Raw genomic sequence first — 17066 nt, forward strand, 5'->3', positions numbered from 1 at the left:
AGGCCATTGATTTGAAAAACATACGACGTGAAGGTGCCGAGGTCAAGACGTGCTGCGCTAAAGGACACCTCGCATGCGCTTGCGTACCTGCTGGGGAGAGGCGGGTGCCTTGAATCCCGCTTCGATGAGGCTGTGGGCGACCATGTCGCGGGCAGCGCGGCTCCTGCCGCCCATGACCACCACCAGCAGGCGGGTCTTGCCACGGCGGGCCGTGACGATGATGTTGTAACCGGAGGCCACGGTCCAGCCCGTTTTCAGGCCATCGACACCGGGGATGCCCAGCATGGTGTTGGTGGCCCCCAGGGTGCGCCCATTGAAGCGGAAGGAGCGCAGGCTGTGGTAGCGCATGGCCTGGGGATGGCTGCGCAGATAGGCGCGGGCCAGGGTGGCCATGTCGCGGGCCGTGGTGCGCTGGCCCGCTGCGGGCAGGCCCGTGGGATTCTTGAAGACCGTCCGGGTCATGCCGAGCTGGCGTGCCTTGTGGTTCATGAGGTGGGTGAAGTTGCGGCTGTTGCCGCTGATATGCTGGGATATGGCCATAGCGGCGTCATTGCCCGAAGCCACGGCCATACCGGTAAGGAGCTGGTCCACGGTGACTCTCTGGCGGGGACGCAAACGCATGCTGGAACCGCCCACCCGGGCCGTAGGATGGACACGGATGCTGGTGTTGCGTTTCAGGCGGCCCATCTTGATGCGGTCCATGACCACATACATGGTCATGACCTTGGTCAGAGAGGCGGGCGGGATGGACAGATTGGGGTTGTGCTCGTACAGCACCTTGCCGTTGCTCAGGTTGATCATGACGGCAGCGCGGGCCCTGCGGGCCGCATCGGCACCGGCAGGCAGCGAGAGCATGGCAAGGACAAGCAGCAGGACGCACAGCCAGCGCCCCGGGGTGGAGGGGGAGTGGAACATGAGCTTCAGGCCATATGGTGGTAGGTTTGATGGGCTTCTTCCACAGCCTGCATGGCGATGGCCAGCAGCACGGGGCCGATGATGAGCCCCATGGGACCAAAACTGCCAAGACCGCAGAGGATGGCGATGATCAGTACGAAGAAAGGAGCATTGATGCCCTGTTGCAGGAACAGGGGGCGCAGGATGTTGTCCACGCTGGTCACGGCCAGCGTGCCCCAGAGGGCCAGGCCCACGGCGGGCATGGTGGCGCCGGAGAACCAGAGGGAAAGACAGAGCGGGCCCCAGACGAGCGCCGTGCCCACAAAGGGGATGGGCGCCACGACCGTGGCCAGCAGCCCCCAGAAGGCAGGCTGCTTGATGCCCGCCACGGCAAAGCCGATACCGCACAGGACCCCCTGGGCGATGGCCACCAGGACGATGCCCAGCATGACGCCCTGCAGGGCCCGACGGATGGCCAGGACGAAACGGCGCAGCATGGTGGCCGGTATGTGGAAGATGCGGGCCGTAATCAGGTTGATGCGGCTTGCGTAGGCGGCAAAGATGACCGTGAGCGTCACGAAGAGGAACAGGGTCCAGAGGACGGTCATGGTGCCGCCCAGCACGTCCACGCTGCGGTTGATGAGCAGGCCCATGGTATCGGCCAGCATGGCATCGAGGTTGCTGAGGAACTCCGAGATCATCTTGTCCACTTTGGGATAGTCCGCCAGGCTGTGGCGCAGCTCCTGGAAGCGCATGACCCATTCGGGCGGCAGCTGGAAGTTGTTTGCCTGGAGTTCCCGCAGCCTGGACAGACCGCCGGCCACCTGGGGCGACACCAGCAGCACCAGGGTGCTGATGGGGATGACCACAGCCGAGAAGATCATGACGATATAGCCGTACAGCGGCAGGCGATGGGAGCAGGAGATCACGATGTGCCCCAGCCTGCCCGGATGGCGCAGGCGCAGACGCTTGCGCCAGTGCCGGATCGTGCAGCGCATACGCCGGTAGACGGGCAGCGTCAGGCAGGCGAAGCATCCGGCCATGACGATGGTGACGGGGTTGGGGCGGAGCAGCAGGAACCAGGCCAGTGCGGCAAGGATGTACAGGAGGCGCGGCAACATGTTGGGCATGCGGGGAACCTTTAAGCGGCAGAATGGGTCTGGGCGAGGATAGCACGCGGGGCCGGAGCTGCCAAGTTCCCTGTGGGAAGAGGGACGACCGCGGGGCAGAAGCCGAAAAAAAGCCCTGTGCAGGGATGCAGCAGGGCTTGATGGTGTTCCGGTGCCAACGGTTAGTCGAAGATGCTGGAGCCGCGGAAGGTGATGTCCACGATCTCGTAGGTGACGCGGCCGCGCGGGATGTCCACGCTCACTTCGTCGCCCACTTCCTTGCCCAGCAGGGCCTGGCCCACGGGCGAGAGGAAGGAGATGGAACCCTTGGCGGGCTCGGCTTCGTCGGGACCGAGGATGGTGTAGGTGCGGCTTTCTTCGGTATCCACGTCTTCCACTTCCACCGTGGAGCCGAAGATGACCTTGTCGCCGCTCAGCTTGTCCAGGTCGACCACCTGGTAAAGAGCCATGCGGGACTCGATATACTTGATGCGCGCTTCCGCCATGCCCTGGCGTTCGCGGGCGGCATCATAACCGGCGTTTTCGCGCAGGTCGCCTTCTTCACGGGCCTCCTTGATGGCCTGGATGATGGCGGGGCGTTCGCTCTTCAGGCGGGCCAGCTCTTCTTCCAGACGCTTGTAGCCCTGCTTGGAAATGGGGATATTGGTCACGGCCATGATACACCTCTGTTCGTCAGATGAAAAAAAAGCGTCCGCTGCGCGGGCAGCGGAGCGCGTGAAAACTGCATTCGTTATTTGGACTATAGCCGTTGCCCCAATATTGGTCAAGCCCCGCAGACCATACGGATCACCCGTCTGCCGGGATGCCGCCGGGCATGTTGAGGCTTGCACCGGGAGGCAGCTGCGTATATGATGAAGATAATTTGAACAACTTCTTACCTTGCCGGAACGCCATGAAAAAATACTTGCGTTACCTGGGGCCTGTACTCATAACGGCACTTTTCGTGCTGGCCATATATCTCCTGTATCACAAGCTCAAAGCTTACAGCATCGCCCAGATCAGAGAAAGCATCCAGCAGGTCTCCACGGGCAGTATCTGTTTCTCCATCGGCCTGATGATCGTCAACTACATCATCCTGGTGGGCTATGACTGGCTCGCCCTGAAGGCCATCCACAAATCTTTGCCCCTGCCGCGTGTGGGGCTCGTCTCCCTGGTAGGGCAGGCCGTCAGCTACAACTTCGGGGCACTGCTGGGCGGTACGAGCGTCCGCTACCGGTTCTATTCTGCCTGGGGCTTTTCCCTGGTCGAGATCGTCCGTCTCGTGCTCATGCTGGCCGTCACCTTCTGGGTCGGTGCCCTGGGACTGTGCGGCGTGGTCTTCCTGCTGGCGCCGCCCGTGATCCCTGACGAGCTGCTGGCCAAGATGCCCATCCATGACGTACGCTTCCTGGGGGGCATCCTGCTGGCCATTGCCCTTTCCTATCTGGTGCTGTGCTTCACCATCCGCAAACCGGTCCATATCTTCGGCAAGGAATTCGTCTTCCCCATTCCCCGCATCGCCGTGGCCCAGATGGTCGTGGCCGGGGTGGACCTGATCGCTGCCGCCGCCTGCATGTATGTGCTGCTGCCCGATGATCTGGGCATCGGCTTCATCGACTTCCTGCCCAGCTACCTCATGGCGCAGGTGGCCGTGGTGCTGACCCACGTGCCCGGTGGCGTGGGGGTCTTCGAGCTGGTCATCCTGCACCTGACGCATACCCCGCGCGAGCAGGCCGTTTTTGCAGCCGTGCTGCTGTTCCGCCTGATCTATTTCATCCTGCCGCTGCTGGCCGCCGCGGCCCTGCTGGCCGTGTACGAAGCCCGGCAAAGCCGCAATACCCTGCGGGAAGCGGGGCGCTGGCTTTCGGTACTTTCCCATTCCATCGCGGCCTACACCACCTTCGTGGGCGGCTGCATCCTGCTGGTCTCCGCCATGCTGCCGACGCTGCCCGCCGTGGTGGCGCAGCTTGACGACTTCCTTCCCCGTACCCTGCTCATGGGCGGGCATCTGGTCTGTGCGCTTTCCGGGGCCTTGCTGCTCTTCGTGGCCTATGGGCTGGAGCGGCGCCAGAACCGTGCCTTCTGGATGGCGGTGATCCTGTTGCTGTTGGGCATCGCAGGGGCTTTGCTCAAGGGCCTCTCCTTCCTGGCCGCCGGTGCCGCTCTGGTGGTGCTTATAACGGTCTGGCTGTCCCGGCGCCGCTTCTACCGTTCTTCCTTCTTCTGGGAAGAAGCCATCCCGGCACACTGGCTGGTCCTCGCCTTTGCGGCTCTGGGCCTGGCCATGGGCCTGGGCTGGTTCATCTACCATCCGGCATGGGACAGGGCCACCCTGTGGGGCTTTGAGCAGCACTTCAACGCTTCGCGCGTACTGCTGGCCGATGTGGGCATCGCGGTCGTGGTCCTGGTGTCGTGGCTCGTCCGGGTCAGCCTGCGGGCCCGCAAGCGCCTGCAGGAACGCAATCTGCAATCCGGGCGTGTCCCGCGCGCCTGAAGTCGAGATGTATCTGAGGGCTGTCCCGCATGGGGCAGCCTTTTTCGTTGGCGGGGCGGAGGGGCCGGAGTTCTTTTTGAGGCTGCGGGCAGACTGTCAGCCGCGGCAAGCATGACCGGGGCAAGCGTTTTCTCCGGTCGGACCGGTAAAAAGGAGGCCGGAGGGCTTCCGCCGTCTGGCTGCAGGTGTCCGGGCCGGGACATGGCATGTGCCTGGCAACGTGGCGGATGACAGGGCAGCAAAAACGCCGGCTATTGCCGCTATACTGGTGTTTTTTTGGGGCGTCTTTCAGGCTGGAAGACGCCCGTTACCATTTGGAGGTATGGACCATGATGACGGAAGAAATCCTGTATGCCCGCCTCAAGGAGGCATTGCGTGATGCCATCGCACGGCATCATCTGGACGAGCGCAGCATCAGCCTGAAAAGCCGCGGCCTTACCCCGGAAGAAGCCATAGGGAGGACCGCGCGCACGGACTATCCCATTCTCAACGGCAGGGAAGTCATGCTTCAGGCCCGGTTCGGCGAGGCCCTTGGGCAGGCCTTCACCAGTGCGCCGGTGGATTTCGAGGGCTCGCTGGCCGATGTGCTTGAACTGGACACGACACATGATCCCCAGGCAGCCGGGATGCTGGTGGCTACGCTCAATGCCGTTTTGCGGGCGGTGGGCGAAATCGGCAATACGGTCCACTGCCGCGATGACGGGCCGGAGCTGTGCGCGGAACGGTATGCCGCTCTTGTCCGGGAACGCTTCGGTACGCCGCGCATCGCCCTGGTGGGGTTCCAGCCTGCGCTGCTGGCACGGCTGTCCAAAGAATTCAGCGTGCGGGTGCTGGATCTCAATCCCGAGATCGTGGGGACGGTACGGTCCGGCGTGCTGGTGGAAGACGGCATGGCAGCCTATCAGGATGTGGTGCGGGACTGGGCCGAGCTGGTGCTGTGCACGGGCAGTACGCTTTGCAACGGTTCGTTCGTCAATTTTCTGGATATCGGCAAGCCGGTGCTGTTCTTCGGTACCTCCTGTGCCGGGGCGGCGCATGTCCTGGGGGCGGAACGCTTCTGCCCCATGTCGGCCTGAGGCCTGCCCGGCGGGACTGGCCATGGCGTCCTCTTGCTTGGCTGTCGGGAGAATGTCGGTTGTCCGACATCATCCTGACAGGTGAGGGGCTCCAGACTGTCGGCATATGCGGAGGTAAGCATATGACCGACAATGACAGGATACTTTGCCAGGTACTGGAACAGCAGCTTTCCCTGCGCCTGCGGGAAGGCTGCCGCGATGTGCTGCTGCATCTTCTGCCCGCGCCCCTGCGGGGGCTACTGTATATCGCCCTGCGCAGCAGTGCCGCAGGCTATGCCCGGATGTGGGCGGGGACCCGCAAGATGGAATACCGCAGGCAACAGCCCCGAAAGGCAGGTCTCCTGCGGCAGGAAGAGGTTTTGTGCGGCAGGCCGGCCTGATGACGGCGTCAAACATGTCCGGCCCGCATTTTACGAAACCTAGAATTTGTAGATGAAGCTCATGTTGACGTTCCAGGCGTCCTCGATGCTGTTGGCACGGTGCCAGCTGCCGTTCTTGCTGAAACCTCCCCAGACATCGGACGACTGATCCAGCCAGAGGGCTATATAGTTGGCTTCCACCAGCAGACGCAGGTTGTCATAGATCTGGTAGGAGCTCATGATGCCGAATTCCGCGGCATAGTCCCGCTGCGTCAGGTAGATGCCGCCATTGGTGTTGACGTTATTGAAGTCCGAAGCCGTGCCGTACAGGCTGCGGCCCGCATGGCCGGGAACGTCCAGTTCTCCCTTGATGTAGCGGGCCATCCTGGGGGCATTGGTCCCGTTATAGAAGTTGACACGGATGGTGTGGCTGAGTTTGTCGATGAAGCTCAGGTCCCGGATGCGCGCACCAAAGCCCCATGTACCGGCCAGGGTATAGCCCAGTACGGCATCGCGGCCGATGGTCCAGGTCCCGAGCGTCCCGAAGCCGGAAAAACCGCTGGTGCATTCGTTATTGTAATCAAAGGACGGCAGCCGCTCGGAACCGTTCGTCGGATCGTCGTCATCACCGCTGCTGTACCAGGCATAGATGCCGGGCGTGCCCCAGTCCAGTTTGTATTCGGCCAGCAGTGAGGCATACCAGCCGCTGCGGTTCAGGGCTTCTTCACCGGAATCGAAGGTGCCGTAATTGACGCTCCAGGCCAGCCGGAAGGGATCGGCAGCCGTGATCTCGCCGGTCAGGCCTGCCCAGAATGCCGTTCCGTAGGCATTGGCCGAGGTGCCATCAGCCTTGTGGGCGGGCAGGGCATACCACGAAGGGCCTATGCCCGAACCGTAGCCGCTACCATAGTAGTCATTGCCGGAGCGGAAGGCATTGCTGCCCACCATGCCCAGCATGGCCCAGGGGGTCAGGCGTACGCCTTCGAAGGTCAGGGGCAGCAAAAGGCCGAATACGTCCACATTGTCCAGGTAGTGGGTCGTTCCGTCCGCCCCCCCGCTCCAGTTGTCATTGAATGGCCGTGCCCAGAATGCCGTCACGGCGGCATGCTCGCCAAGAGGGGCGGACACGTTGATCCCCGCCACGTCGGCATCGAAGACCTGCGAAGCCTCGGAGGCGTAATCCGGCAGGAAGATACGCTGGATGCCCATGCGGGCCTTGACGGCCGTGCCGGGGACGACCCAGTCCAGATAACTGTGCTTTATCTTGACGATATTCTTGTCAGCACCCAGGGCACCTCCTTTGGATGCGCTGCCCCAGGTGGCGGCGCCGATCTCAAAATAGACGGTCCCCGAAAGGCTTTCCGAGGCGATGGCCTCCAGTTGCAGGCGGACACGTGTCTTGGCCTCGAACTCGTCCTCTCCCCAGCGTCCCCATCCGGTCACGTTATGGCCGTTGCGGTCATTTTTAACGAAATTTCCCCCGCCGCCGTACTCGAGCATATTGATCCATACGCCCTTGGCTTTGAAGTCCACGGCCTGGCCCTGCTGAGCTCCCCCCAGAAGCATGCCGGCCGCAAGAAAAAGGATGGCCAGGTGTTTCTTCATATCCGTTACTCCTTTGACAGTAGTTTTATGCTGTTGTTTTTTTGTTTTGGGGATCGCAAAGATATTTTTTTACAAGCTCAAGAAAGGTTTCATATTCCGTGGAAAGAGTCGTATTCCTCTTTTTGATGTAGCCAAAAGAAAGGCATTTTCCGCATCCATCTATGGGAATATCCCGGATGGCATACTTTCTGAAGGAATCATTCATCAGACGTATGCCGAAACTGCAGATATCCGTATGCAGCAGCATCTCGATGATCTGATTGTCGCTGTTGGTGGAAAAGAGACTTTTGAAATTTGCCGCTTTGGACATCCCCACACTGATCCTGTCAGGTGATGCTCTATGGAAAAAAAGTCATTGACCGGCTGGATGAAGCTGTTGTCATCAAGGTCGGAGAAGCTGATGCTTTCCCGGTCATACAGGGGATTCTTGGGTCCTACGTAGATGCAGGGCTCATGCTGCGAAATCTCGATGAATTCGATGTCCTTGTGGGCAAGGACATGCGAGAAGCATTTATGCTGGTCCTTGGAAAAGTAGACGATGCCGATATCGGAAACGCCGGTATGGACATTGTCCACGATGTCCTCCACCGTCCCTTCCAGAAATGACATCTTGTATTCATCGTGGTTGATGGTGTTGTACAAAAAGCAGAACAGCCGCGAGATCATGGTGGACGGATAGCAGGAGATGTTTATTTTCTTGTATTTTTTTTGCCGTCCCATCTGCTTCATAAGGCGGACGTTCTGCAGGATGGCGTGGGCCTGGTCATAAAATTCCCTGCCTGCCTCTGTCAGGGAAACACCGCGGTTGGAGCGGACGAACAGCGTGACCCCCAGCTCTTCTTCCAGCATGCTGATATTTTTGCTCACGCTGGATTGCGAGGTATACAGGGTCTCGGCAGCACGCCGGGTGCTGCCGAAATCGGCTGTAGTGACAAAGTGTTCAAGTTGGCGCAGTTCCATGATGATGCTTGCCGGAAGGCGTATTTTTTATGTGAAAAGGGCGCCTTGCGGGACGAGGCCCGTCAAGGATGCTTTTTCGCGCCCCGGACGAGGAGAGTGCCGGCATGTTGCAGACTGCCTGTGTTTCCGGGGCGGAGGCCCCCCGGAGAGGCGGATCTGCACGCTGGCCGGCAGCCCTTGTGTCTAGCCGTAGGCCACCAGGGGCGTACCGGCCTTCACGGCAAGAGAGACCGTCATGTACAGGATGATGCCGTCCTTTTCGGCCCGGTAGCAGTCGATGGCACGGCCAAAGATGTCGCGGACGGTCCCCAGTACCGTGCCCCGGCTGACAGGCGCTCCGGGCGTGACTTCCGGGTACCAGCAGCCCTGGTCCTTCGACGTCAGATAGACGGCATCCCGGATCTCGCGCTGCTCCCGGCAGGGCAGCCCCGTGACGGGCGGCAAGAGCTGCAGATGGGCCAGCAGCGCCCGGATGTCCCGCTTGTAGGCATCCACTTCGGCCCGGGACCAGACGCCGTTGCCGCCCCGTTCGATGAGCAGGGACGGTACGCCGCGCAAGGCGGCGGAGTTGTAGGCTCCTGTCGTGGCCGAAGAAAGGACGCGCACGTCCACATCCAGGACCTTGGCAGCCTCTCTTGCCCTGTCCGTGATCCGTTTTTCGGCCACGCCAGGGATGAAGACGAGGGGGTGCATGCTTTCGTGCAGATCACCGCCGTGCATGTCCACATAAAAATCGGCATCATCCTGCAGGCTGGTGATGAGATGGGCCAGACGTTCGGCCTGGCTGCCGTCATCCCTGCCCGGAAAGACCCGGTTCAGGTTCTTGCCGTCTTCCGCCACGATCTCGGACAGCCGTTCGCTGAATCCCGAAGCGTTGGCCAGGTGGACGATGGTCAGCCGTCCGGCCACGACGTCCTGGTCCAGTTCTGACGCCAGCTCTATGGCTGCCTGTATGCTGCAATATTCGCATCCGTGTATGCCGGCGGTAAGCAGCACGCGCGGCCCGGGTCTGTTGCCGTGTATGGTGGTCACGGGCAGGGAGAGGTCACGGTCACGGAGCAGGGCGATCGTTTTTTGTCCCGGGGCGGCTTCCGCCCGCGAAGCTTGATGAAAGTTCATGTACGTCTCTGTCAGGATAAGGTTCAGCAAAGGGCCGCGCCGCCATGCCTGAAGAAAGGCGCGTCACGCAGCCGGGGCCAGTAGCGCAGCAGGAAGAACGACCTGCCGGCATAAAAGATCAGGTATGCGCCCCACAGGCCGTGGTTGCCCCAGAAAGGGACAAAAGCCAGCCAGGCCAGACCAAAAGCCACGAGGGCCTGCAGGGTGGAGAGGAAGACCGGGCGGGTCAGGCTGCTGCCCGTGAACAGGCCATAGTAGGTCAGGCCCAGGGCCGCACATGCCGGGAAGCATATCCCCCAGTCCGCATACCGTTCCGCAGCGGCCAGGACTTCCGGCAGATCGGTGAACAGGCGCAGCAAAGGCGTGTGCCCCAGGGCGTAGATCAGGGTCATGCCCAGCAGCGCCGCCAGGGACCAGTGCAGGGTAAGGCGCCGTGTCCTTTCCAGAATGGCGGCACAGCCCTGTCCGGCGGCCTTTCCGGCAAATACGCTCGATGTATTGGCGATCCCCTCGAAAACATAGGAGAAGATCAGCATGATCTGGAGGATGACGGCATTGGCCGAGATGGTCAGGGTCCCGAAAGATGCCGTGGTGATCATGAAGATGTTGGTCTGGGTCAGCAGGCAGACCGTACGCAGGAACAGATTGCCGTTGACCCGTGCCATGCGCAGCATTTCCCCCACGCGGACGAGACTGGGGAGCGGGGCAGGGAGGGGAGGCAGGGAATCCCGCATGGCGACCAGCCCGGTGATGGTGGCAAACAGGCAGGCCAGTACGGATGCTGCGGCCACTCCCGGTACCCCCCAGCCGAACAGGCTTACGAAAAGCAAGTCGAGCAGCATGTTGACCGCATTGCCGCCTATCTGCATGAGCAGGGAGGCCCTGATGCGGGCCTGCCCCATGAGCCAGCCCAGTATGGCGTAGTTCAGCAGCGTGAGGGGAGCCGTCCAGATCAGGATGTCGTAATAGATCCCGGCGACTTCTCTGGCAGCCGGATCAAGGCGCAACAGGAACATGGCACCGGAAAAGACGGCATCCCGGCACAACAGGATGAGCGTGCCCAGCAGCAGGGCCATGAGGCCCGGCAAAAGGAATGCCTTCCAGGCGGCCTCTGCATCCCCTGTGGCCAGGGCCTGCGCGCTGAACCCCGTGGAGCCCACGCGCAGGAAACCCAGCAGCCAGTACAGGGTATTGAAGATGACGGCACCTACGGCCACTCCCGCGATATAGGAAGGGTCGGAAAGGCGTCCCATGACAGCCGTATCCACGGCGCCGATGAGCGGCTGCGTCACCGTGGAGAGGATGAAGGGCAGCAGCATGGCTGCATATTCCCTGCGGGAGGGGGCGGACAGGGCGGCCGCCTGGGGAGGAACCGGGGGCATGAATCTGTCCTTCTCAGGCAATGGCAGCGTAACGATCCTGCCCGGTGCGGGCAGCCCCGCTGCCGTGCTCCACACCGATGCCCATGACGGATCCCAGCAGGTTGCGGGCATAATCGTTACGGATCATGGCGATGCACCGGATATCGTCCACCTGTTCCACGATGGTGCCCGCGTCGATGAAAACGACCCGGTCACACAGGTAGGTGATGCTGGTCAGGTCGTGGGTAATGAACAGGTAGGAAAGCCCCAGATCCCGACGCAGCTCGATGAGCAGGTCCATGATCTGCACCTGGGTGGAAGCGTCCAGCGAGCTGATGGCCTCGTCCAGAAGGATGATGCGCGGCCGGATGGCCAGGGCACGGGCGATGCATACACGCTGCAACTGACCGCCGCTCAGTTCATGCGGATAGCGGGAGATGAACGCGGCCGGCAGGCCCACCTGCTCCAGCAGCTCACAGATCCGGGCACGACGGTCCACACGCTGGCCCGTACTGCGTTCCAGGGCCCGCAAGGACTCCCCGATGATATGTTCCACTCTGAAACGGGGATTGGCCGAAGATGTATAGTCCTGAAAGACGACGGAAAGGCTGTGGTGCAGGGCGGCAGCCTCGCGGGCGGAGCGTCTGGCATACAGATCCAGCCCGTTGATGCGCACTGTGCCCCGCTCCGGTTTGAGCAGGCCGGAAAGCACACGCCCCAGCGTGCTCTTGCCGCTGCCGGACTCACCGATGATGCCCAGGCATTCCCCCTCGCGGAGGCTCAGGGAGATGCCGCGCAAGACCTGCTGCCGTTCCCGGCCGAACAGGCTTTTCTGGTTTTCCTTTTTGAATGAGACGTGGATGTCGTCTGCATGGAGCAGTGTGTTCATGCGGGTATCCTTCCGGGGACAGGAGCATGCAGCGCATCCAGGAAGCGGTGCATGACGGCCCTGTGCTGTTTGATGAGGTGGCGGGTGTAGGTGTCCGTGGCGTTGTCGAAGATCTCCTGTGCCGTACCGCTTTCCACCGCCTTGCCGTCATGCATGACGATGAGCCTGTCAGCGATGAGCGACAGCACGCCGAGGTCATGCGAGATGAAAATCATGGAGACTTCCCCGCGCTGCTTGATGCGCAGGAATTCTTGCATGATGGCATACTGGCTGATGGAGTCGATGGCTGTCGTTGGCTCGTCGGCGATGATCAGCGAAGGCTGCATGCAGATGGCCAGCCCGATCATGACGCGCTGCAACATGCCGCCCGAGAGCTGGTGCGGGTATTTGCGCAGCACGTCCGCCGGATCGTGGATGCGCATCAGGCGGAGGATGTCCTCCATCCTTTTTTGCAGGGGCCTGCCTTTCAGGGCGGTGTGCTCCTGCAGGGTCTCGGCCATCTGCTCCCCGATGCGGTACAGGGGATCGAAGCAGGACATGGGATTTTGCAGGACCATGCTGATCTTGCCGCCCCGCAGGCGGCGCAGCTGCTCCGGTGTCTGGCTCAGCAGGGGCTTGCCTTCAAAACGGGAACTGCCGGTGACCTGGAAGTTGGCGTCCAGCAGGCCCAGCAGGGCCTTGCAGGTCATGCTCTTGCCGCTGCCCGATTCTCCCAGGATGCCCAGGCATTCTCCCCTGGCCACGGAAAAGGAGACCCGGTCCACCAGCTGCACCAGACGTTTCCCCTGTCGGAAGTGGACGGACAGGTCCCTGACGGTGAGGATATCGTTCATTGGCGCACCGCCTTGGGATCGAGGGCGTCGCGCAGGCAGTCGCCCAGCATGTTGAAGGCCCCTACCAGCACCACCACGGCGATGCCGGGGACGATCATCTGCTCGGGGTTGGAGACCATGACGTTCTTGGCTTCATTGAGCATGGCGCCCCATTCGGGCACAGGGGCCTGGACGCCCAGCCCGAGGAAGGAAAGGGTAGAGATGTTGAGGATGGCCCATCCCGTATCCAGCGAGGCCAGTACGGCCAGTTCTGCGGCGATGCAGGGAAGCATGTGCCGGGTGAGGATGTAGAAGTTTCCGGAACCGATGCTGCGGGAGAAAAGCACGAAGTTCATGCCCGTATACTTGATGGTCGCAGTCCTGATCATGCGGGCGTACCAGGCCCATTTGATAAAGATGCTGGCAATGACCACATTGCGGATGTCCACCCCCAGCAGGGCGACCACGGCCAGGATGATGATCTGGCTGGGGAAGGAGAGCATGACGTCCACCACACGCATGATGACTTCATCCACCGTGCCGCGGAAGTAGCCTGCGGTGATGCCCATGATCACGCCCAGCCCGATGGTGCCCAGCATGGTCAGCAGAGAAAGAAAGAGCGTGGGCCGTATGCCGAAGAGCATGCGCGAGAACACGCAGCGCCCCAGATGGTCCGTGCCCAGGGGATATTGCCAGGAGGGGCTGTCGAATTTGTTGAGGATGTCGTTGGCATAGGGATCGTTGGGGGCCACCCACGGAGCAAAGATGCCCAGCAGGGCCGTGACCAGGACGATCCCCATGCACAGCAGGGCCATGGGATTCTTGAAAAGTTGTTGCAACATTTACGCTTTCCTTTCGCGCAGGCGCGGGTCGGCCACATACTGCAGGATGTCGAAGAACAGATTGAAGAAGACGAAAAGCACGCCTACCAGCAGCACATAGGCCTGGATGACCGGATAGTCGCGATTGAAGATGGAGGCGATGCACAGGCGCCCCACACCCGGCCAGGCGAACACGTTCTCCACCACGATGGTGCCGGCGATGAGCTGGGGGATGCTCATGCCGATGGCGGTCACGCAGGATTGCAGGGAGTTCTTCAGGATATGGCGTACGAGGATGCTGCGCTGCTTCAGGCCGCGGGCCTGGGCATAGAGCACATAATCCTCGCGCATGTTTTCCAGCATGTTGTTGCGGATCAGGCGGATATAGGTGGAGATGTAGCTCAGCGCCACGGTGAAGGCCGGCAGGATAAGGCTGGAAAAGCCCCCGTAGCCGCTGGTGGGCAGCAGGTCCAGCTTGATGCTGACGATCCAGATGAGCAGCAGGCCTACCCAGTAAACGGGCATGGCCGTGGTGGCAAAGACCACGCCGCGCATGATGCGGTCGAACCATGTGTCCTTGTAGACGGCGCTCAGGAAGCCGATGGGCAGGCTGAGCACGATGACGTAGACCAGCGAGAGCCCGGCCAGTTCCAGGGTGGCCGGCAGACAGCGGCCTATCTCGCCCAGCACCGTCCGGGCAGGATTGGTGTAGCTCACGCCCAGGTCGAAGTGCAGGCAATCCCAGAGCCAGTGGGCATAGCGCACCAGAAAGGGCTGATCCAGACCCAGTTCGGCACGGGTTTGGGCGATGAGTTCTTCCGTGATGATGGGGGTCTGGCGGATGCGCAGGGCCACCTCGGCAGGGTCGGAAGGGATAAGGTTGATAAAGACGAAGCACAGGAAGGATATGCCCAGCAGCAGGGGCACGGTGGCCAGCAGGCGCATGATGATGTAGTTTTTCATGAGGCGATCCGGGCGGGAAAGGCGGGGAAGGGCCGGCCTGTGGCGGGATAGCCCTTCCCTGCGGGGACTTCCGTCCCGCTATTTCCCTTCAAAGTACATTCTGGTGAACGGCACTTCGTACTGGGTCTGGTTGAAGCCCACCCCCTTGAGGCGCTTGGTGAAGAGTGCCTTGTTGGTCTCGTAGGTCAGGGGGATGTAGATGGCATCCTCATGCAGATGGGTCAGGGCAAAGGTGAAAAGCTCCTGCCTGCGGACCGGATCGGTGGAGGACATGATCTCCGTGATGGCCGCATCGATCTGGGCCTTGTCGGGCAGGGAAAGCTGGGCGGCATAGTCGCCGTAGACGCGCTGGCGCATGGCGGCCATGGAAGACTGCGGGTCGTAAGGCATGCCCCAGCAGATGTTGAAGATCATGTCGAACAGGCCGTTCTTCATGTTGTCGCGATAGGACTGTTCTTCCTCGCCGCGCAGGCTCACCTTGATGCCGAGCTTGCCGTATTCATGCTGCAGGTATTCGGCGATGGTCTTTTCCGTCACGCTGTTGCTGTTGTAGAGCAGCCCCAGCTCCATGCGCTTGCCGTCCTTCTGGCGAATGCCGTCGGAGCCCGGCTTCCAGCCGGCCTCGTCCAGGATCCTGGCGGCCTTGGCCATGTCATATTCGTAGGGTTTCAGATCGATGTCGCAATAGGGGACACTGCGGGCATACAGCGTATCTGCGGGAAGTTCGGTATTGTGGAACACCCCCTTGGCGATGGCGACACGGTTGGTGGCATGCTGCAGGGCCTTGCGGACATGGATGTCGGCAAGCACGGGATTCTGCCCGTTGAGGACGATGTGCCGGGTGGACGTGGGGGCGGAAAGGGCAACGCCGAACCCTTTGCTGTCCTTGTATTTGTTCAGGGCATCGGCATCCAGCATGTTCTTGCCCCAGATCAGGTCGATCTCGCCTTTTTCCAGAGCCAGGATGCGGGTCTGGTTGTCGGGGATGACCTTGACCACGACACGCTTGATCTTGGGCTGTTCGCCCCAGTAGTTCTCGTTGGCCTCGAACACGGCGTATTCGTCCGTGACGACCTTGGTCAGCTTGTAGGGCCCGGTTCCCACATAGGCCGTCACGCCGTTCTTGGTGGATCCGTTTTTCATGGCCTTGGGCGAGATGATGGCAAAGGGACGGGTCACGCCCAGTTCCGTAAGCATGGGCCAGTACGGAGCCTTCATGAAGATGCGGAAGGTCTGGGCATCAGGTGCGTCCACCTTTTCCAGCAGGTGCATCATCTCCAGCCAGGTATGGCGGGCACGGTTTTCCAGGATGGCATCGAAGTTGGCCTTGATGGCAAAAGCATCGCACGGGGTCCCGTCAGTGAACGTGACGCCCTTGCGGATATGGAAGGTGTAGACTTTGCCGTCGGCAGAAATATCCCAGCTTTCGGCCAGGCAGGGCTTGTAACCGTCGGCCGTGATGTCCACCAGGGTCTCGAAGATCATTTCCTGGGCATACATCTCACCGGCATACAGGTGGGGGTTGAGATCACGGACATCCCGGTAGTTGACAAAATTCAGCGTATCGGTCGTGTCATTCGCGGCCCGGGCGTCAAGGCCGGGAAAAAGGAATGTCCCTGCCAGGGCAAGAGAGAAGGCCAGCTTGCCGAAAGTGGAATGAATGGTCATGCAGTCCGTCCTTTGTTATGGAATAAAAATTCATTTTCATTTCCAATGGACTCTATGCCATAACCTTCTGATGCCGCAAAATACTTTTTTCCCATTACCCGTGATAGGAAAGAGGAATCACGGCAGGGCGGAGCATGGGTATCCCAGGAGCCCTTCAGGCGCTGGGGCAAAGTAGAGTACGGACTGACTGAAACCTGCGTGGATGCGAACGGGGTGGCCAGGACGAAGTACCTGATAGAGGAACATCCGGTAGGGATGCACACAGGTCCGGCATCGTGGGTTACTCCCGCAGCCGCAGGGAGCAGGCCGCGGCAGGCGAGCCGCCGCTTTCGGCCGTGTCTGCCGGTTTGTGCGGCGTGTGGTACAGGCGGGCCATGGCATAGACCGTTTTTTTGATCTCCCTGCGCAGCCAGTCCGGGGCCAGCACCTGGGCCCTGTCAGCAAAGCCCAGCACCCAGGAAAGACACTCCGCTTCGTTATGCGCCCTGATAGGCAGCCTGACGGAACCGTCGTCATGCATTTCGCAACGCTGGCTCCGGCTCCAGCGGCGTTCGGCCGCATAGGTGGCGGCCTCCGGGGCAAAGCGCACGCTGACTTCGAAAGGTTCTTCTTCCATTTCCCTGATGCCCAGCCCCTCGCCGGACGGTGCGGGGATGTCCGGCAGGGCGGCAGAGCTGCGTCCGGTGACGCGACTGGCCGTGATGCGATGCACGCCAGCAGGGTCGTATCGTCGAACAGACGCTCCACCGGACCGTCATCCGTGACCATATAGCCTTGCACGAAAAGGCTCTCGCGATAGGCCAGCAGGCGCAGCGGCGCATACTGCCAGGTCTTTTCCTGCCGGTGCAGGGCGGCACGGTAGCTCACGGTACAGACGCTGCGCGCTTGCATGGCCTGGGTCAGACAGTCCAGCGTGGCCGCAAAGGGGTCGTAGTC

At 61.3% G+C, this 17066-nt stretch carries 16 protein-coding genes; 3 read left to right on the forward strand and 13 right to left on the reverse strand.

Translation table 11 applies throughout. From position 1 onward, the window contains the following. Nucleotides 1-57 precede the first annotated feature (57 nt). From Q4I12_RS09630 to greA, 3 genes are all read right to left on the reverse strand, one after another. A complete protein-coding gene (locus Q4I12_RS09630) occupies nucleotides 58-915 on the reverse strand; it encodes a D-alanyl-D-alanine carboxypeptidase family protein (RefSeq protein WP_302261432.1) in 858 nt (285 codons plus the stop codon). 5 nt (nucleotides 916-920) lie between these two features. Beyond that, the gene (locus Q4I12_RS09635) at nucleotides 921-2024 is read right to left on the reverse strand and encodes an AI-2E family transporter (RefSeq protein WP_302261433.1); all 1104 of its coding nucleotides are present in this window, start codon (nucleotides 2022-2024) and stop codon (nucleotides 921-923) included. A gap of 161 nt (nucleotides 2025-2185) precedes the next feature. After that, entirely contained in the window at nucleotides 2186-2674 is a 489-nt protein-coding gene (greA, locus tag Q4I12_RS09640) for a transcription elongation factor GreA (RefSeq protein WP_168935013.1), read from the reverse strand. Nucleotides 2675-2916: 242 nt separating this feature from the next. Between greA and Q4I12_RS09645 the strand changes: the two genes are divergently transcribed. From Q4I12_RS09645 to Q4I12_RS09655, 3 genes are all read left to right on the forward strand, one after another. Beyond that, nucleotides 2917-4497 carry a putative bifunctional lysylphosphatidylglycerol flippase/synthetase gene (locus Q4I12_RS09645; RefSeq protein WP_204626520.1) on the forward strand — a complete coding sequence of 527 codons (1581 nt, stop codon included), beginning with the start codon at nucleotides 2917-2919 and terminating at the stop codon, nucleotides 4495-4497. A gap of 329 nt (nucleotides 4498-4826) precedes the next feature. Beyond that, entirely contained in the window at nucleotides 4827-5573 is a 747-nt protein-coding gene (locus Q4I12_RS09650; RefSeq protein WP_289615799.1) for a Rossmann-like domain-containing protein, read from the forward strand. A gap of 122 nt (nucleotides 5574-5695) precedes the next feature. Beyond that, a complete protein-coding gene (locus Q4I12_RS09655) occupies nucleotides 5696-5953 on the forward strand; it encodes a hypothetical protein (protein ID WP_302261434.1) in 258 nt (85 codons plus the stop codon). Nucleotides 5954-5992: 39 nt separating this feature from the next. Here Q4I12_RS09655 and Q4I12_RS09660 read toward each other — a convergent pair whose 3' ends face one another. The 10 genes from Q4I12_RS09660 to Q4I12_RS09705 form a co-directional block, all read right to left on the reverse strand. Beyond that, nucleotides 5993-7537, reverse strand: a complete 1545-nt coding sequence (locus tag Q4I12_RS09660) for an outer membrane homotrimeric porin (protein WP_168934980.1) — start codon at nucleotides 7535-7537, stop codon at nucleotides 5993-5995. A gap of 204 nt (nucleotides 7538-7741) precedes the next feature. Continuing rightward, entirely contained in the window at nucleotides 7742-8497 is a 756-nt protein-coding gene (locus tag Q4I12_RS09665) for a LysR family transcriptional regulator (protein ID WP_302261435.1), read from the reverse strand. Nucleotides 8498-8680: 183 nt separating this feature from the next. After that, nucleotides 8681-9616: a M14 family metallopeptidase gene (locus Q4I12_RS09670; protein WP_302261436.1), complete on the reverse strand. Its 936-nt coding sequence runs from the start codon at nucleotides 9614-9616 to the stop codon at nucleotides 8681-8683. A gap of 23 nt (nucleotides 9617-9639) precedes the next feature. Next, complete coding sequence (locus Q4I12_RS09675; RefSeq protein WP_302261437.1) at nucleotides 9640-10998, reverse strand: MATE family efflux transporter; 1359 nt, start codon at nucleotides 10996-10998, stop codon at nucleotides 9640-9642. Between the two features lie 13 nt (nucleotides 10999-11011). Continuing rightward, nucleotides 11012-11866: an ABC transporter ATP-binding protein gene (locus tag Q4I12_RS09680; protein ID WP_204625480.1), complete on the reverse strand. Its 855-nt coding sequence runs from the start codon at nucleotides 11864-11866 to the stop codon at nucleotides 11012-11014. Then, nucleotides 11863-12699: an ABC transporter ATP-binding protein gene (locus tag Q4I12_RS09685; RefSeq protein ID WP_302261438.1), complete on the reverse strand. Its 837-nt coding sequence runs from the start codon at nucleotides 12697-12699 to the stop codon at nucleotides 11863-11865. Before Q4I12_RS09685 ends, Q4I12_RS09680 begins: the two co-directional genes overlap by 4 nt. Continuing rightward, complete coding sequence (gene opp1C, locus Q4I12_RS09690) at nucleotides 12696-13520, reverse strand: nickel/cobalt ABC transporter permease (protein ID WP_006004722.1); 825 nt, start codon at nucleotides 13518-13520, stop codon at nucleotides 12696-12698. Before opp1C ends, Q4I12_RS09685 begins: the two co-directional genes overlap by 4 nt. Beyond that, the gene (gene opp1B / locus Q4I12_RS09695; RefSeq protein ID WP_006004724.1) at nucleotides 13521-14462 is read right to left on the reverse strand and encodes a nickel/cobalt ABC transporter permease; all 942 of its coding nucleotides are present in this window, start codon (nucleotides 14460-14462) and stop codon (nucleotides 13521-13523) included. Between the two features lie 78 nt (nucleotides 14463-14540). Continuing rightward, nucleotides 14541-16130 (reverse strand): nickel ABC transporter substrate-binding protein, encoded by a 1590-nt coding sequence (gene nikA, locus Q4I12_RS09700; RefSeq protein ID WP_302261439.1) that lies wholly within the window; start codon nucleotides 16128-16130, stop codon nucleotides 14541-14543. 280 nt (nucleotides 16131-16410) lie between these two features. Further along, nucleotides 16411-16842: a WYL domain-containing protein gene (locus tag Q4I12_RS09705; RefSeq protein WP_302261440.1), complete on the reverse strand. Its 432-nt coding sequence runs from the start codon at nucleotides 16840-16842 to the stop codon at nucleotides 16411-16413. Nucleotides 16843-17066: the final 224 nt, after the last annotated feature.

It is taken from the genome of Desulfovibrio piger, from assembly GCF_951793255.1.
Lineage (GTDB): Bacteria > Desulfobacterota > Desulfovibrionia > Desulfovibrionales > Desulfovibrionaceae > Desulfovibrio.

Bases quoted from the DNA above. Each gene is read 5' to 3' on its own strand.
- Q4I12_RS09670 (WP_302261436.1), bottom strand. From the start codon at position 9,616: ATGAACTTTCATCAAGCTTCGCGGGCGGAAGCCGCCCCGGGACAAAAA.
- Q4I12_RS09685 (WP_302261438.1), bottom strand. From the start codon at position 12,699: ATGAACGATATCCTCACCGTCAGGGACCTGTCCGTCCACTTCCGACAG.
- Q4I12_RS09655 (WP_302261434.1), top strand. From the start codon at position 5,696: ATGACCGACAATGACAGGATACTTTGCCAGGTACTGGAACAGCAGCTT.
- Q4I12_RS09675 (WP_302261437.1), bottom strand. From the start codon at position 10,998: ATGCCCCCGGTTCCTCCCCAGGCGGCCGCCCTGTCCGCCCCCTCCCGC.
- opp1B (WP_006004724.1), bottom strand. From the start codon at position 14,462: ATGAAAAACTACATCATCATGCGCCTGCTGGCCACCGTGCCCCTGCTG.
- Q4I12_RS09660 (WP_168934980.1), bottom strand. From the start codon at position 7,537: ATGAAGAAACACCTGGCCATCCTTTTTCTTGCGGCCGGCATGCTTCTG.
- Q4I12_RS09630 (WP_302261432.1), bottom strand. From the start codon at position 915: ATGTTCCACTCCCCCTCCACCCCGGGGCGCTGGCTGTGCGTCCTGCTG.
- Q4I12_RS09665 (WP_302261435.1), bottom strand. From the start codon at position 8,497: ATGGAACTGCGCCAACTTGAACACTTTGTCACTACAGCCGATTTCGGC.
- opp1C (WP_006004722.1), bottom strand. From the start codon at position 13,520: ATGTTGCAACAACTTTTCAAGAATCCCATGGCCCTGCTGTGCATGGGG.
- nikA (WP_302261439.1), bottom strand. From the start codon at position 16,130: ATGACCATTCATTCCACTTTCGGCAAGCTGGCCTTCTCTCTTGCCCTG.
- Q4I12_RS09645 (WP_204626520.1), top strand. From the start codon at position 2,917: ATGAAAAAATACTTGCGTTACCTGGGGCCTGTACTCATAACGGCACTT.
- Q4I12_RS09650 (WP_289615799.1), top strand. From the start codon at position 4,827: ATGATGACGGAAGAAATCCTGTATGCCCGCCTCAAGGAGGCATTGCGT.
- Q4I12_RS09680 (WP_204625480.1), bottom strand. From the start codon at position 11,866: ATGAACACACTGCTCCATGCAGACGACATCCACGTCTCATTCAAAAAG.
- Q4I12_RS09635 (WP_302261433.1), bottom strand. From the start codon at position 2,024: ATGCCCAACATGTTGCCGCGCCTCCTGTACATCCTTGCCGCACTGGCC.